Here is a 15736-nt window from a genome sequence, read left to right on the forward strand (position 1 = left end):
GTGTTTTTGAGGTGCTCCAGTGGCTTCTGTTTCTATCAGCTGTCCCTCCTGTTCAGCTACTGACGGGGTGGTGCGTAACGGCAAAAGCACTGCCGGACATCAGCGCTATCTCTGCTCTCACTGCCGTAAAACATGGCAACTGCAGTTCACTTACACCGCTTCTCAACCCGGTACGCACCAGAAAATCATTGATATGGCCATGAATGGCGTTGGATGCCGGGCAACCGCCCGCATTATGGGCGTTGGCCTCAACACGATTTTACGTCACTTAAAAAACTCAGGCCGCAGTCGGTAACCTCGCGCATACAGCCGGGCAGTGACGTCATCGTCTGCGCGGAAATGGACGAACAGTGGGGCTATGTCGGGGCTAAATCGCGCCAGCGCTGGCTGTTTTACGCGTATGACAGGCTCCGGAAGACGGTTGTTGCGCACGTATTCGGTGAACGCACTATGGCGACGCTGGGGCGTCTTATGAGCCTGCTGTCACCCTTTGACGTGGTGATATGGATGACGGATGGCTGGCCGCTGTATGAATCCCGCCTGAAGGGAAAGCTGCACGTAATCAGCAAGCGATATACGCAGCGAATTGAGCGGCATAACCTGAATCTGAGGCAGCACCTGGCACGGCTGGGACGGAAGTCGCTGTCGTTCTCAAAATCGGTGGAGCTGCATGACAAAGTCATCGGGCATTATCTGAACATAAAACACTATCAATAAGTTGGAGTCATTACCCGAAAATCCAGCATTCTCAAATGCGTCTCGCTGAGCTATGATTAGCCGCTATTTTTTGTCCTGAATTCTGAAACACACACTACCGAGGTGTATTATTTTTACCCGAGTCGCTAATTTTTGCCGTAAGGTGCTGAGCCGCGATGAGAGCATGGCGGATGACGTCATTGTTCAAAATACGATGTCGGTTATTCCGCGCGAGCAGCATGCTATTTCCCGCAAAGATATCAGTGAAAACGCCCTGAAAGTCCTTTATCGCCTGAATAAAGCCGGCTATGAGGCGTATCTCGTTGGTGGCGGGGTGCGTGACTTACTGTTGGGCAAAAAGCCAAAAGATTTTGACGTGACCACCAGCGCCACGCCTGAGCAGGTGCGTAAATTATTCCGCAACTGCCGCCTGGTCGGTCGTCGCTTCCGTCTCGCCCACGTCATGTTTGGGCCTGAGATCATCGAAGTGGCAACCTTCCGTGGTCATCACGAAGGCACGCCATCAGACCGTACGACCTCTCAACAGGGTCAGAACGGCATGCTGCTGCGTGACAACATCTTTGGCTCTATCGAAGAAGATGCCCAACGTCGCGATTTCACCATTAACAGCCTCTATTACAGCGTGGCTGACTTTACCGTCCGCGATTTCGTGGGTGGGGTACCGGATCTGAAAGCCGGTGTGATCCGCCTGATCGGCAACCCGGAAACGCGCTACCGTGAAGATCCGGTGCGTATGCTGCGCGCCGTGCGTTTTGCCGCCAAGCTGGATATGCAGATCAGTCCCGAGACCGCCGAGCCGATCCCGCGCCTGGCGACGCTGATCAACGATGTGCCGCCGGCGCGTCTGTTTGAAGAGGCGCTGAAGCTGCTGCAGGCCGGCCACGGTTTTGCTACCTATCAGCTGCTGCGCGAATACAGCCTGTTCCAGCCCCTGTTCCCGACCATCACGCGTAACTTCACCGAAAAAGGTGACAGCGCGATGGAACGCATCATCGATCAGGTGCTGAAGAATACCGATAACCGCATTCAGAACGATATGCGCGTTAACCCGGCGTTCCTGTTTGCCGCGATGTTCTGGTATCCGCTGCTGGAAACGGCGCAGAAGATTGCCCAGGAAAGCGGCCTTGCCTATTACGATGCCTTCGCCTTAGCCGCCAATGACGTGCTGGATGAAGCCTGCCGCTCGCTGGCGATCCCGAAACGCATTACCACGCTGGTGCGTGATATCTGGCAGCTTCAGCTGCGGATGTCCCGTCGTCAGGGTAAACGCGCCTGGAAGTTAATGGAGCATCCAAAATTCCGTGCGGCTTACGATCTGATGGCCCTGCGTGCCGAAGCGGAAAACAACCGCGAGCTGCAGCTTCTGGTGCAGTGGTGGGGTGAGTTCCAGGTTTCTGCACCGCCGGCGCAGAAAGACATGCTGGGCGATCTGGACGAAGAGCCGGCACCGCGTCGCCGTCACCGTCGTCCACGCAAGCGCGCCCCGCGTCGCGAAGGCGCGGCATGACGCTGGCGTATATCGCCATCGGCAGCAACCTGGCTTCTCCGCTGGAGCAGGTCAATGCTGCCGTCCAGGCGCTGGGCGATATCCCGCAGACACGCGTTGTCGCCCTCTCCTCGTTTTACCGCACGCCTCCGCTGGGCCCCCAGGATCAACCCGACTACCTGAATGCTGCTATCGCGCTCGACACGGCGCTCAACGCCGAGGCGCTGCTGGACAACACTCAGCGCATCGAGTTGCAGCAGGGTCGCGTGCGCAAAGAAGAGCGCTGGGGACCGCGCACCCTCGACCTGGACATCATGCTGTTTGGTGATGCGGTGATTAACACCGAGCGCCTGACGGTGCCGCATTACGACATGAAGCGCCGCGGCTTTATGCTCTGGCCGCTGTTCGAAATTGCCCCTGACCTGATCTTCCCCGATGGCGAAAGCCTGAGCGCCCTGCTGGCGCAGCTTAACGCCGAAAAACCTGCCCGCTGGTAACAGCAAAATTTTATTGATTAACCACAAAATATTTGTGGTTAACCGGTTGCCTAAAATCATTGTTCCCTCGAATGTTACTGTTAGAATGCGCAAAGATTCGCTTTGGGCTATCAGGAAACAGTATGAAACCAACCACCATCGCCACCTTGCAGAAATGCAAACAGGACAAGCAGCGCTTCGCCACTATTACGGCCTATGACTACAGCTTCGCCAAACTCTTTGCCGAAGAGGGTATTAACGTCATGCTGGTGGGCGACTCGTTAGGGATGACGGTCCAGGGACATGACTCCACTCTGCCGGTGACGGTAGAGGATATTGCTTACCACACCCGGGCGGTGCGTCGCGGGGCCCCCGCCTGCCTGCTGCTCGCCGATCTGCCGTTTATGGCTTACGCCACGCCGGAACAGGCGTTTGAGAATGCCGCCACGGTGATGCGCGCCGGGGCCAACATGGTCAAAGTGGAAGGCGGCGCCTGGCTGATCGACACCGTACGCATGCTCACCGAGCGCGCGGTGCCGGTCTGCGGCCATCTGGGGTTAACCCCGCAGTCGGTCAATATCTTTGGCGGCTATAAGGTGCAGGGGCGCGGTGACGCCGCCCAGACGCTGTTTGATGATGCGCGGGCTTTAGAAGCCGCGGGCGCGCAGCTGCTGGTGCTGGAGTGTGTGCCTGTCGCGCTGGCGAAACGTATCACCGAGGCCCTCTCCATTCCGGTGATCGGCATTGGGGCCGGTAACGTCACCGACGGCCAGATCCTGGTGATGCACGATGCGTTTGGGATCACCGGTGGGCATATCCCGAAATTTGCGAAGAATTTCCTTAGCGACGCAGGCGACATGCGCGGCGCGGTCAGGCAGTATATTGCCGACGTTGAATCGGGTGTTTACCCGGGTGAAGAACACAGTTTCCAGTAAGGAGTCTTGTTGTGCTAATCATTGAAACCCTGCCGCTGCTGCGCCAGCACATCCGCCGCTTGCGCCAGGAAGGTAAACGTATCGCGCTGGTACCCACCATGGGCAACCTGCATGATGGCCATATGAAGCTGGTGGACGAAGCCAAAGCCCGCGCCGATGTGGTGGTGGTGAGTATTTTCGTTAACCCGATGCAGTTCGACCGTGCTGACGACCTGGCGCGCTACCCGCGTACGCTGCAGGAAGACTGCGAGAAGCTGAAAAAGCACCAGGTCGATTTCGTCTTCTCCCCTGCCCCGAATGATGTCTATCCGAAAGGCACGGAAGAGACGACCTTTGTCGACGTGCCGGGTATCTCCACCATGCTGGAAGGGGCCAGCCGTCCGGGTCATTTCCGCGGCGTCTCCACCATCGTCAGCAAGCTGTTTAACCTGGTGCAGCCGGATATCGCCTGCTTCGGTGAGAAAGATTTCCAGCAGCTGGCGCTGATCCGCAAAATGGTGGCCGACATGGGCTACGACATCGATATCGTTGGCGTGCCGATCGTGCGGGCCAAAGACGGCCTGGCGCTGAGCTCGCGCAACGGCTACCTCACCGCCGACCAGCGTAAAATCGCCCCGGGTCTGTATAAGGTGATGAGCACCATGGCGACCCAGCTGAAAAACAAAGAGCTGAGCAGCGAAGAGATCGTGGCCCTGGCGGAACAGGCGTTGAACGATAAGGGATTGCGTGCTGACGATGTGCAGATCCGCGATGCCGACACCCTGCTGGCGCTCTCCACTGACAGCAAGCGGGCGGTGATTCTGGTCGCCGCATGGCTCGGCCAGGCGCGACTTATCGATAACACAGTAGTTGAACTGGCTCAGTAAGTACTGAGCATATCCATGCTAACGGATTAGTTTTCTTCAGCCCCTTCTTCGGGAGGGGATACGACAAAGAGTTAAGGTAACGTCATGATTCGCAAAATGCTGCAAGGTAAGCTTCACCGTGTGAAGGTCACGCAGGCCGATCTGCATTATGAAGGCTCCTGCGCGATCGATCAGGATTTTCTCGACGCAGCGGGTATTCTTGAAAACGAAGCCATTGATATCTGGAACGTGAGTAACGGCAATCGTTTCTCAACCTATGCTATCGCGGCTGAACGCGGTTCTAAAATTATCTCCGTCAACGGTGCGGCAGCGCATTGTGCCAACGTGGGTGATATCGTCATCATCGCCAGCTTTGTCATGATGTCCGATGAAGAAGCGCGCCGCTGGCAGCCTAAAGTCGCCTACTTTGAAGGTGACAACGACATGAAACGTACCGCGAAGGCGATTCCGGTTCAGGTCGCCTGATGCTAACGCCCGGAATTGCCTGAACATCAGGCAATTCCACTTTTTTTTCCTCTCTTTTTACTCTCGTTATTCCTCTTCTCCCCCTCGCGGCTGCCTTACTATTTTCCCCATTCATACACCTCTCTTAATGCGATGCCGTTGATTACCGCCGGGAGCCCTCATGCCACTGTTTATTTCCCCGTTCAGCAAAAGCGTATGCGCCCTGACGTTAGCTATCGCCGCCTGCACCTCCTGGCAGGCCAGCGCGGATATTGTGATTTCCGGCACCCGGATTATTTACCCGCAGGCGGCGAAAGACGTCACCGTCAATCTGCAAAACCGGGGCGATAAGCCGCTGCTGGTGCAGTCCTGGCTTGATGATGGCCGCGATACGGTCGATCCCCAGCAAATTAAGTTGCCGTTTATTATTACCCCACCGGTCAGTCGCGTGGATCCACAGAAGGGGCAGGCCATCCGCATTACCTGGCTCGGCCAGACCATGCCAAAAGACCGGGAATCCCTGCTGTGGTTTAACGTTCTCGAAGTCCCGCCGAAAGCGAAAAATGACGGCGATCGGAGCCGCTTGCAGCTGGCCTTCCGCACGCGCATCAAGCTCTTCTTCCGCCCCGACGGGCTGGCGGGCTCCCCTGCTGACGCCCTCAAGCAGCTGAGCTGGCAGATGAAGCGCGAAGCGAAGGGCTCGTATCTGGTCGCCAGCAATAACACGCCGTGGAATATCTCGCTGGCCAGCGCCAGCTTCGCCGCAGCAGGCAAAAACCTGGCGGTGGAGAGCCACTCCATCAAACCCTTCTCCCGCGAAGAGATGAAGATCGGCGGCGCGACGACGGCCACTTCCGGCACGGTGAAATGGGTGGCGATTAATGATTTCGGCGGCACGGAAGAACATCAGTCAGCCGTGAATTAATCCCTGCTTATCCGCACCTCAGGATACGGACATCCTTGATATGAACAGGCGTTTCTCCTTTATCTGCTTATCGATTTGCGCGGCGATCTCCGTCAGCGCGCAGGCCCGGGATGATGTCGAATTTAACGAGCAGTTTCTGTTTAATACCGGCAGCAAAATCGACGTAAGCCGCTATTCCCGGGGCAACCCGGTGATGCCCGGAGAGTATCGCACCGCAATCCGCGTCAACGGCGTGGCGAAAATGACCACCGCCGTGGTGTTTAACGATAACGGCACCCCGCAGGCCAGCCCCTGCCTGACCTTGCCGCTGCTGAAACAGCTGGATCTACAGACCGCGCAGCTGACAGACGATGGCAGGTGTGTGGATATGGAGAAAGCGTATCCCGGCTCCTCGGTGGCGTTCGATACGGCGACCCAGTCCCTTGATCTTACGATTGCGCAGGTCGACCTGGTCAGGCGCCCGCCGGGCTACGTTGACGCTTCGCGCTGGGATGCCGGTATTCCCGTCGGCCTGCTGGCATACGATCTCAACGCCTGGCACAGCCAGAATCCACAGTCAACGCAGGATACGGCCTACGCGGGGCTCCGCTACGGCTTTAACCTCGGCGCATGGCGGTTCCGTTCCCGCGGCAATGCCAACTGGGACAGGGAAACCGGCTCGCGCTATGCCCAGCAGGATATCTACCTGCAGCGGGATATCATCCCCCTGAAAGCCCAGATGCTGGTGGGGGACTCTTATACCCGGGGCGATGCTTTTGATTCCGTCTCCCTGCGAGGGGTGCGTCTCTACAACGATGACCGGATGCTGCCCAACGGCTTATCCAGCTATTCCCCGACGATCCGCGGCGTAGCCAACAGCAACGCCAAAGTCACGGTAACGCAAAGCGGGAATACCATCTACCAGACCACGGTACCGCCCGGTGCCTTCGAGATTAACGATCTCAACACCACCGGGTACGGTAACGATCTGAACGTCACCATCACCGAGGCGGACGGCAGCCAGCACGCCTTTTCGGTGCCCTATTCGTCGGTGGCGCAGATGTTGCGCCCGGGATTTGCCCGCTGGGATACCGGCGCAGGGCAGTTGAAGGACGATACCCTGCATGACAAGCCGCAGCTGGCCTATGGCGATATCTATTACGGGCTCAACAATACTTTCACCGGTTACACCGGGGCGCAGTATCTGGATGTAGGCTTTTATGCCCTCCTCGCCGGGCTGGCAATGAATACCCGCATGGGGGCGTATGCTCTGGATATCACCCGGTCCCGGGCGCAGATCGCTGACCTGCCCGCCATGGAGGGGCAACGGTATCGTCTGTCGTATAACAAAACGGTAAGTGAAACCCAGACCTCCCTTAACCTCTCCGCCAGCCGGTATGCCAGTGAAAAATATCTGAGCCTGTACGATGCCGCCGAACTGCATGAACGAATGACCTATCGGGACGAGCGCGAAGACATCCACGCCCTGCAACGCATGAAGAACCAGCTCCAGGCCAACATTAACCAACCCCTGAAAACCCGGACCACCGATCTCGGTTCGCTGTACGTCAACGGCAGCTGGCAAAGCTACTGGAACGCCAGCGGCACGACCTCCAGCTATTCGATGGGCTACAGCAATACGTTTCGCTACGGCAGTTACACCGTTTCGCTGCAGCGCACCTATGACGACACCGGCAGACAGGACGACAGCCTCTATCTGAGCGTCAGCCTGCCGTTTGATTCGCTGCCGGGCAGTCATCATCGCCCGGGGGGCTTTTCCAGCCTGAATATCGGGATGAATTCCGACTTCAAAGGCAGCAATGGACTCAATATGACCGCCAACGGCAGCTCTGCTGACAACCGTCTGAGCTATAGCGTCACCACCACTGCTAACCAGAGCCCGGACAGCAACCTGAGCCAGATCAGTACCTACGGCAGCTACAACAGCGCCTGGGGCCCGCTTGGCATCTCCGCATCGACCAGCAGCGATCGCAGCCAGCAGTACTCCGCTACCTACAGCGGCGGCATGCTGCTCCACGCCGGGGGCCTGACCTTAACGCCGGGCAGCCCGGGAGAGGCCGACGCGCTGGCGCTGGTGAAAGCCAGTGGCGCGACGGGCGCGAGGTTGACCAACGGCAACGCTGAGATTGGAACGTCTGGCTATGCCGTGCTGCCGTATCTCTCGGCGTACAAAGAGAACCGCATCACTCTCGACACCAGCACGCTGACAGCTGACGTTGAAGTGAAAAACAACAGCACGGTGGCAATTCCGCGCAGCGGCGCCGTCGTGATGGTTGATTTTGCCACCAATCAGGGACGTTCGGCGGTGCTGGAGTTACAGCGTGATGACCAGGGGTTTATTCCCCTCGGGGCTGAGGTTTTTAATCAAAAAGGAGAAGAAATTGGCACAGTCGGACAGGCTGGCCAGGCCTATGTCAGAGGTATCGAAAAGAGTGGAACGCTGCGCGTGGTATGGGGCGCAGGCAAAGAAAGCACCTGTACCGTGCGTTATCGAATGGATTCTGGCGCTCAGAAGGTGGGACTGACCACGATTTTGAACAACCAGATATGTCACCTATAGATGGAACAAACATCATGACTATCTTTTTAAACAAACTCCCCCGGCAGGCGATGTGCTCTGCCGCCCTGCTCCTTATCTGCAGCAGCTACGCTCAGGCGGCGGATAACCTGGATGTCACTTTTAGCGCGAATATTCGCGAAACCACCTGCGATATCAAAATTGATGGCGGTACCGGAGACGGCACCAGCAATACCATCACGCTGGGTACCGACGGCAAAGCCCGGGTCGACGATATTGCCAACGGGGCGGTGAAATTTCCCTTCAGGCTGGTGATCACAGAATGCCCGTCCAGCCTGACCGCGCTGAAAACCGTGGTCAGCGGCACGGCGTCGGATGTCAAAACCGCGCTGGACAACAGCGTTACGGTGCCTGAAGGCGGAGCGAGTAACGTAGCCCTCACCATTTCCCGCGCCGACGCCCCTGAAGCGCCGTTTGAAATTAACGCTACCGATGACAGTAAACGCCTGGTCTGGACAAGCAGTGAAATCAACAGCAAGGAAGTTGACCTGCTGGCTACGCTGATCGAAACCAAAACTGACGGCGCCATGACCGGACAGTTCTCGACGCAGGCGACCTTTAATTTTACCTATGAATAACCCTGCAGAGTAAGGAAACAAGGATGAAAAACAACACTGCAATTCTCGCGTTGGCCCTCGCTGGTGGGTTATTTTCCGCGTTTTCCAACGCGGCCATCACCGGCACTAGCTCGCTGAGCGCCACCTTTGTCTCCACCGTTGTACCGGGAACCTGTACGGCAAACGTGACGGATGCCGCGGGTGCAGAGGCAACGGAGATTAAATTTAACGACGTATTTAAATCCGATCTGATTAACAAGAGCCGTACTGAAGCCTTCAACGTCGTTCTGAGCGAGTGTTCGGGAGTGCGTACCGCGCAGGTCACGGCGATGGCAGGTGCTGGCGGCGACTGCTCGACCTCCACCAGCGATAATTTTGGCGCAACCCATGCCACGGCATTCGAGCTCTGGAAGGGCGACGTGGATAACGGCATCCGTCTGAGCTGTAAAACCCGACAGTTACAAAAGGTGGTGATTGCCGACGGCGGCGCCAGTCTGGCGATGAACGCCCGTATTGTGATTGCCGATGACAAAACCATCGACGATGTGACGCCCGGCGATGCCTCATCGCTGATCACCTTCCTGGTGGAATACCAGTAAATCTGTGCGCAGGGCAAATCTGCCCTGCGCCCTGCCGTAAGAAAAAGAGAGATCGGTGTGAGAGCCTTGCTTATTTTACTCGCCGGGTTGTTCGTCCTGCTGTTGACCCGTCCGGCGCTGGCTGACATGAGTTGCTACATCAATGAAGACGCGGCGGGGGCTTACGCAGTGGGCAACTCACCGCTTATGGTGCTGGAGCCGGGCAGAGTCACTACACCAACCCGTCTGAACGCTACCTACACCTTTGTTATCCCCTTCAGGGGGGGGAATCCGCTGGGGTGTAAAACGCTTGAGCCCTGGGACAACGCGGTGCATTTCATTACCGACGCCGGCGCCAGCCTGGACACCCGCTACACCACGCCTGAAGGCTATGCCCTGATCAAGACGACCATTCCGGGGATCGATTTTACCCTCGAGCTGACCTGCTATACCGCCGACGGCTGTGGCAACAGCGGCGATCATCCCGACCTGTCGCTGTTTCTGAAAGGCGGCAACGGTTCGGAAGATGTTTTCCCCTCCATCAGCAGCGGGTACCCGTGGGAAAGCGCCGATGCCCAGTGGCGGCTGAAGATGACGATGTGGGTAACGCCTGATTTCCGGCCGCAAAAGGGCGTACCGAACGGATTTTCCCTGAACGGTACGCTGGCACGTTTTCAGATTGGGGGAACCACCCAGCCGGTCATCACCTTTGTGGCCTCATCCAGCACCCTGAATTTCACCGTTCCTGCCAGTAGTTGTGCATTAGGCGTCGCGCAGGGCAGCAACGTCAGCAATAACAACGTGGCGCTCGGGGACTATTTTTTAAGCGACGTGAAGCAGGAGATGACGCGAGAAATTCCGTTCTCACTGACGCTCGAGAACTGCTATACCGCGAAGCTGTCGGTGAAGATGACTACCGCGTATCTCTCTGCCGACAATGAACTGCTGGGAAAAAGCAGCGGCAGCGCCAGCGGGATGGGGGTAAAGGTGACCAATACCGATAAAAACCTCAGCATGATGCCGGACGGTTCAAACAGCGCAGTTTACGATCGCAGCAATGACTGGTCAGCCCAGGAGAACCTCAGCTTTTCGGCGCAGCTGAAAAAGGATGGTCAGACGCTCAAAGCGGGCGATTTTAACGCCGCCGCCACCTTTACACTCGATTATGAGTAGCCCTAACCCCGCGGCTGGTTGCTGATCAGCCGCGACATCCTCTCCAGCGAATCGGTGCGCAGGACATAGAGCCGTTTTAACAGAAACGGATTATCCCCCGGCTTTACTTTGCCCTGCACCGTGGTCACTGCCAGGTGAAAACCGGCGTCGTTAGCCGCTTTTACCGCGATGTCGTTATAGCCGCCGAACGGATAAGAGAGATACAACACGTGCGGATTAAACTGCGCCAGCGCCCGGCGGGAGTGTTTAAAATCCATCAACACGTTGTGGTAGCTGCGGCTCAGCAGGATTGGATGGCGGTTGTTATCCACCCGATGCAGGAAATGGGTGTGCGACTGCACGTCAAAGACATCCTGGATCTCACGCAGCTCGGAAATGCTCATAAACTGCAGCGTCTTCGGATCCCATTTCAGCGGGTGGGCTTTGATCCGCGAGGAGATAATGAATGCCGTGGCGTGAAAGCCGTACTGCTTCAGGATCGGCCAGGCGTAGCGGCTGACTGACTTCAGGCCGTCGTCAAAGGTGATGACCACCGCGCGCGCCGGCAGATTCATCTTGTTGCGTACATAGCCTTCCAGCTGGTACATCGTCAGCGTGGTGTAACCCTGATCGCGTAGCCAGGCCATCTGGTTATTGAAGGCGCGCACGCTGGTGGTGGTGGAGGTATGGCGATAGCGGGTGTTCTCTTCGTCCCGCAGGATATGGTGATAGGTCAGCACCGGCAGGCCATTATCCTCCTGCGCGTCCAGGCTACTGACCCAGGCCAGGCGGTTGGCGATGCGGATCTGGTACCAGGTCTGATTAAGTCGATCCTTTAGCTTACTGAGGATCGGGTAGCGCAGATTGTCTGTCAGGATGCCGAACGGGGCGCTGCCGGCATTGGGGGCATTGTAGACCGGCGTATCCTTCCAGGTGATCAGGTTCTGGTTGCTGAGCGGCTTGTTCAGATCTCCGAGGCTGTCCTCCACGCGCTGCTTTCCCTGCACCTCGCCCAGATGCTCTTTGTCGATAAAGCCGGTGCCAAAGCCAAAGCGAAACTCATAGTAATCCGCCGCGGTGGGCACCACTGCAATAATCTGCCCGGCGCGCACGTTGCCGACGGTGACGACTTTGTTACCCACCTGCGCCCAGATGGCGGCATCTTCGGTGGTTTGCATATAGCGAGGCGGGAGCCCTTGCTGGCTGAGCAGACTGGCAGACACGCCGCCGGAGACCAGCAGCAGAAGCAGGAAAAAAATACGCGAGAGCATAGGGATTTATTCAGTACGAAAAACGGACGTCATTGTAACAAAAGCGCCAGCAATACCAATGCCTAATATTTCTCCGGGCTATGGAGCAGGACAAAGGGCGGGTTTTTCTGCTGCTGATGCCACAGGCTGCTGACCTGCGGCGCGCCACGGGCAACGATGGTGTCGCGAAAGCCGATGCTGTCGGTCATCTCCCGCAGAGGATACATCATCTCCAGCAATGGATAGCTGATGCCGGAGATCACCTCGCAATTGTCGTGCTTGTGGCTGAGCAGTGCCGCCGCACGATAGGGCGCCGCGCCGGAGATATCGGTCAGGAAGATCACCCCGTCACCGCTGTCGACATGATGCTGGGCATCGCACAGCATGCGGCTGAGCATATTGACGCTTAATCCGCGCCAGAAATTAACCACCTGGCACTGCACCAGCGGCCCAAACCGGACGGCGAGCTTCTCCGCCATCTCCTGCGCATGTTCATCATGGCACGTGATCACCCAACCCAGCATCGTCATCTCTCCTCAGAAAGGGGTAGTCTAGCGGGGACAGGGGAATGAGGGGGTGATGGTGGTCAATAAACCGGCCCGGCAGCAGGACGCCGCCGGGCCTGAGGATCAGCTGCGCAGTCCGCGTCCGCGCTGGATCAGGTTCCAGCACAGCAGGTAGAAGGCAACGATGAAGATCACCAGCACGCCGACGGTGGTTGCCAGCGGCACGTCGGAAATGCCGAGGAAGCCAAAGCGGAAGCCGCTGATCATATAGACGATCGGGTTCAGGTGTGACAGCCCCTGCCAGAACGGCGGCAGCAGCGTCAGGGAGTAGAACACCCCGCCGAGGTAGGTCAGCGGCGTCAGAACGAAGGTCGGGATCAGGCTGATATCGTCAAAGGTTTTGGCGAATACCGCATTCAGCAGACCAGCCAGCGAGAACAGGACCGCCGTCAGCAGCAGCGTCAGGCCGACAAACAGCCAGGAGTGCACCTGGAACGGCACAAAGAACAGAGAAATGGCCGTTACCAGCACGCCGACGCACAGGCCGCGCGCCACGCCACCGCCGACGTAGCCGGCAATGATAACGTGGGTGGGCACCGGGGCCACCAGCAGCTCTTCAATGTTGCGCTGGAACTTGGCGCTGAAGAACGACGACGCCACGTTGGCATAGGCGTTGGTGATCACCGCCATCATAATCAGGCCAGGCACGATAAACTGCATATAGGTGAAGCCGTGCATCTCACCGATCCGCGAGCCAATCAGGTTGCCGAAGATAATAAAGTAGAGGGTCATGGTGATCACCGGCGGCACCAGGGTCTGGATCCAGATGCGCATGAAGCGGTTGATCTCTTTGGCCCAGATACTTTTCAGCGCCACCCAGTAAAGCTGCATCATGCGCGATCTCCTTGTTTCTCATGGACCAGGGAGACGAACAGCTCTTCCAGTCGGTTTGCTTTATTACGCATACTTAATACCTGAATCCCCTGCTGGCTCAGCTGGCTGAAGACGCTGTTGATCCCCTGCTCGCGCAGGACTTCCACTTCCAGCGTTGAGGTATCCACCAGACGGTACTGATAACCTTCCAGCTTCGGCAGCGCGCTTTTCGCCGCCAGATCGAGGATGAAGGTTTCGGATTTCAGCTTGGAGAGCAGGCTCTTCATCGAAGTGTTCTCCACCAGCTCGCCGTGCTGAATGATACCGATATTACGGCACAGCATCTCCGCCTCTTCCAGATAGTGAGTGGTCAGGATAATGGTGGTGCCTTTGTCGTTTAAATCCTTCAAAAAGCCCCACATCGAGCGGCGAAGTTCGATATCCACCCCGGCGGTCGGTTCATCCAGAATCAGCAGTTTTGGTTCGTGCATTAACGCCCGAGCGATCATCAGGCGACGCTTCATCCCGCCGGACAACATCCGCGCACGTTCGTTGCGTTTTTCCCACAGATCGAGCTGCTTAAGATATTTTTCGCTGCGCTCAACCGCCTCTTTACGCTCCACGCCGTAATAGCCCGCCTGGTTGACCACAATCTGCTGCACGGTCTCAAACGGGTTGAAGTTAAACTCCTGCGGCACCAGCCCCAGCTGGCGTTTGGCGTTCACCACGTCCTTTTCCAGGTCGTAGCCGAAGACTTTTACATGGCCGGAGGATTTATTCACCAGCGAGCTAATAATCCCGATGGTGGTGGACTTACCTGCCCCGTTGGGCCCCAGAAGCGCATAAAAATCACCGGCTTCGACTTTAAGATCTATGCCGCGCAGTGCCTGGACACCACCCGGATAGGTTTTTTTAAGCTGCTCGAGCTCCAGTGCAATGGTCATGAAATAGAGTTACCTATAGTGCTGACACGCGAAGTGTTGTTTTAAAAAAAATCGAGTTGCCCTATATTAGCGCAACGCATTAACCCGGTTACAGGCCGTTTATCTCCATGAATGACATAGATACACTCATCAGCAATAACGCACTATGGTCAAAGATGCTGCTGGAGGAAGATTCCGGATTTTTTGAGAAACTGTCTCAGGCGCAGAAACCACGCTTTCTCTGGATTGGATGCTCCGACAGCCGCGTTCCCGCTGAACGTCTGACTGGCCTCGAACCGGGCGAACTCTTTGTTCACCGTAACGTCGCGAACCTGGTGATCCACACCGACCTGAACTGCCTGTCCGTAGTGCAGTATGCGGTCGACGTGCTGGAAGTGGAACACATCATTATTTGCGGTCACTACGGCTGCGGCGGCGTTCAGGCGGCGGTCGAGAACACGGAACTGGGTCTGATCGACAACTGGCTGCTGCACATTCGTGATATCTGGTTCAAACATAGCTCACTGCTGGGGCAAATGCCGCAGGAGCGTCGCCTGGATACCCTCTGTGAACTGAACGTGATGGAGCAGGTGTACAACCTCGGCCACTCCACCATTATGCAGTCGGCCTGGAAACGCGGGCAGAAAGTGACGATCCACGGCTGGGCGTATGGCATTCACGACGGCCTGCTGCGCGATCTGGAAGTGACCGCCACCAACCGGGAAACCCTGGAGCAGCGCTACCGTCGGGGCGTCTCAAACCTGACCCAGAAGCACGAAAATCACAAATAAGCCTGTAAAAAAGCCGGGTGGCGGCGTCGCCTTACCCGGCCTACAAAAGTGCGGTCCATAGGCCCGGTAAGCGTAGCGCCACCGGGCAATACCCACCTTAATTTACTCGTCCAGCAGCACCACTTTGCCGACATACGGGAGATGACGATAGCGCTGAGCATAGTCAATGCCGTAGCCCACCACGAATTCGTCCGGAATTGAGAAACCGACATACTCCACGGGAACCTGAACTTCACGGCGGGTCGGTTTGTCCAGCAGGGTACAGATCGCCAGCGATTTTGGTCCACGCAGGCTGAGAATTTCGCGCACCTTCGACAGGGTGTTACCGGAGTCGATGATGTCTTCAACAATCAGAACATCTTTGCCGCGAATGTCTTCATCCAGGTCTTTGAGAATTTTCACATCACGAGTGGTCGACATACCGCTGCCATAGCTGGAGGCGGTCATAAAATCGACTTCATGGGAGACCTGCACTTCGCGGCAGAGATCGGCCATAAACATGAAGGAACCGCGTAACAGACCCACCAGCACCATCTCGCTGCCGCTGTCTTTATAGTGTTCGGTGATCTGACGACCGAGTTCGGCGATACGCGCTTTGATCTCCGCTTCCGGGATCATCACTTCAACAGTATGTTTCATTTTACTAACCGTATGTTTTTATAACGAATTTCTCAATGCC

At 56.9% G+C, this 15736-nt stretch carries 17 protein-coding genes; 12 read left to right on the forward strand and 5 right to left on the reverse strand.

Translation table 11 applies throughout. The features are described from left to right. Positions 1-19: 19 nt before the first annotated feature. From LRS40_RS02975 to LRS40_RS03025, 11 genes are all read left to right on the forward strand, one after another. Positions 20-717, forward strand: a protein-coding gene (locus LRS40_RS02975; RefSeq protein WP_103215986.1) for an IS1-like element IS1A family transposase whose coding sequence is annotated in 2 segments (ribosomal slippage) — positions 20-269 and positions 269-717 — 699 coding nt in all. Because the reading frame shifts where the segments join, the coding sequence is not laid out codon by codon here. A gap of 109 nt (positions 718-826) precedes the next feature. After that, positions 827-2224, forward strand: a complete 1398-nt coding sequence (gene pcnB, locus LRS40_RS02980) for a polynucleotide adenylyltransferase PcnB (protein ID WP_221888537.1) — start codon at positions 827-829, stop codon at positions 2222-2224. After that, positions 2221-2700: a 2-amino-4-hydroxy-6-hydroxymethyldihydropteridine diphosphokinase gene (folK, locus tag LRS40_RS02985; protein ID WP_231313049.1), complete on the forward strand. Its 480-nt coding sequence runs from the start codon at positions 2221-2223 to the stop codon at positions 2698-2700. Before pcnB ends, folK begins: the two co-directional genes overlap by 4 nt. 122 nt (positions 2701-2822) lie before the next feature. Continuing rightward, positions 2823-3614 (forward strand): 3-methyl-2-oxobutanoate hydroxymethyltransferase, encoded by a 792-nt coding sequence (gene panB, locus LRS40_RS02990; protein WP_231313050.1) that lies wholly within the window; start codon positions 2823-2825, stop codon positions 3612-3614. 11 nt (positions 3615-3625) lie between these two features. Continuing rightward, on the forward strand, positions 3626-4480 hold the full coding sequence (panC, locus tag LRS40_RS02995) for a pantoate--beta-alanine ligase (protein WP_231313051.1): 855 nt from the start codon (positions 3626-3628) through the stop codon (positions 4478-4480). Between the two features lie 84 nt (positions 4481-4564). After that, the gene (panD, locus tag LRS40_RS03000) at positions 4565-4945 is read left to right on the forward strand and encodes an aspartate 1-decarboxylase (protein WP_032616579.1); all 381 of its coding nucleotides are present in this window, start codon (positions 4565-4567) and stop codon (positions 4943-4945) included. A 160-nt stretch (positions 4946-5105) separates the two neighbouring features. After that, a complete protein-coding gene (locus LRS40_RS03005) occupies positions 5106-5849 on the forward strand; it encodes a fimbrial chaperone (protein WP_231313052.1) in 744 nt (247 codons plus the stop codon). Between the two features lie 40 nt (positions 5850-5889). After that, a complete protein-coding gene (locus tag LRS40_RS03010; protein WP_231313053.1) occupies positions 5890-8409 on the forward strand; it encodes an outer membrane usher protein in 2520 nt (839 codons plus the stop codon). Positions 8410-8423: 14 nt separating this feature from the next. Beyond that, a complete protein-coding gene (locus LRS40_RS03015; RefSeq protein WP_231313054.1) occupies positions 8424-9005 on the forward strand; it encodes a fimbrial protein in 582 nt (193 codons plus the stop codon). Positions 9006-9028: 23 nt separating this feature from the next. Then, a complete protein-coding gene (locus tag LRS40_RS03020) occupies positions 9029-9583 on the forward strand; it encodes a fimbrial protein (protein WP_231313055.1) in 555 nt (184 codons plus the stop codon). Positions 9584-9649: 66 nt separating this feature from the next. Next, positions 9650-10735, forward strand: coding sequence for a fimbrial protein (locus tag LRS40_RS03025; protein WP_231313056.1), 1086 nt, complete (start codon positions 9650-9652; stop codon positions 10733-10735). A gap of 2 nt (positions 10736-10737) precedes the next feature. Here the strand turns inward: LRS40_RS03025 and LRS40_RS03030 are convergent, their stop codons facing one another. The 4 genes from LRS40_RS03030 to LRS40_RS03045 form a co-directional block, all read right to left on the reverse strand. Beyond that, positions 10738-11985, reverse strand: a complete 1248-nt coding sequence (locus LRS40_RS03030; RefSeq protein WP_231313057.1) for a polysaccharide deacetylase family protein — start codon at positions 11983-11985, stop codon at positions 10738-10740. 62 nt (positions 11986-12047) lie between these two features. Beyond that, positions 12048-12488: a PTS sugar transporter subunit IIA gene (locus LRS40_RS03035; protein WP_231313058.1), complete on the reverse strand. Its 441-nt coding sequence runs from the start codon at positions 12486-12488 to the stop codon at positions 12048-12050. A gap of 105 nt (positions 12489-12593) precedes the next feature. Further along, the gene (locus tag LRS40_RS03040; RefSeq protein WP_032616576.1) at positions 12594-13364 is read right to left on the reverse strand and encodes an ABC transporter permease; all 771 of its coding nucleotides are present in this window, start codon (positions 13362-13364) and stop codon (positions 12594-12596) included. Continuing rightward, on the reverse strand, positions 13361-14287 hold the full coding sequence (locus LRS40_RS03045) for an ABC transporter ATP-binding protein (RefSeq protein WP_106994272.1): 927 nt from the start codon (positions 14285-14287) through the stop codon (positions 13361-13363). The genes LRS40_RS03040 and LRS40_RS03045 overlap by 4 nt, the downstream gene beginning before the upstream one ends. 107 nt (positions 14288-14394) lie before the next feature. Here LRS40_RS03045 and can point away from each other — a divergent pair, with 107 nt between their 5' ends. After that, positions 14395-15057 carry a carbonate dehydratase gene (gene can, locus LRS40_RS03050; RefSeq protein ID WP_142488267.1) on the forward strand — a complete coding sequence of 221 codons (663 nt, stop codon included), beginning with the start codon at positions 14395-14397 and terminating at the stop codon, positions 15055-15057. A gap of 102 nt (positions 15058-15159) precedes the next feature. On the opposite strand, the gene hpt is transcribed toward can, so the two are convergent. After that, positions 15160-15696: a hypoxanthine phosphoribosyltransferase gene (gene hpt / locus LRS40_RS03055; protein WP_142488266.1), complete on the reverse strand. Its 537-nt coding sequence runs from the start codon at positions 15694-15696 to the stop codon at positions 15160-15162. Positions 15697-15736: the final 40 nt, after the last annotated feature.

This window comes from Leclercia sp. G3L (assembly GCF_021117075.1).
GTDB classification, from domain to species: domain Bacteria; phylum Pseudomonadota; class Gammaproteobacteria; order Enterobacterales; family Enterobacteriaceae; genus Enterobacter; species Enterobacter adecarboxylatus_C.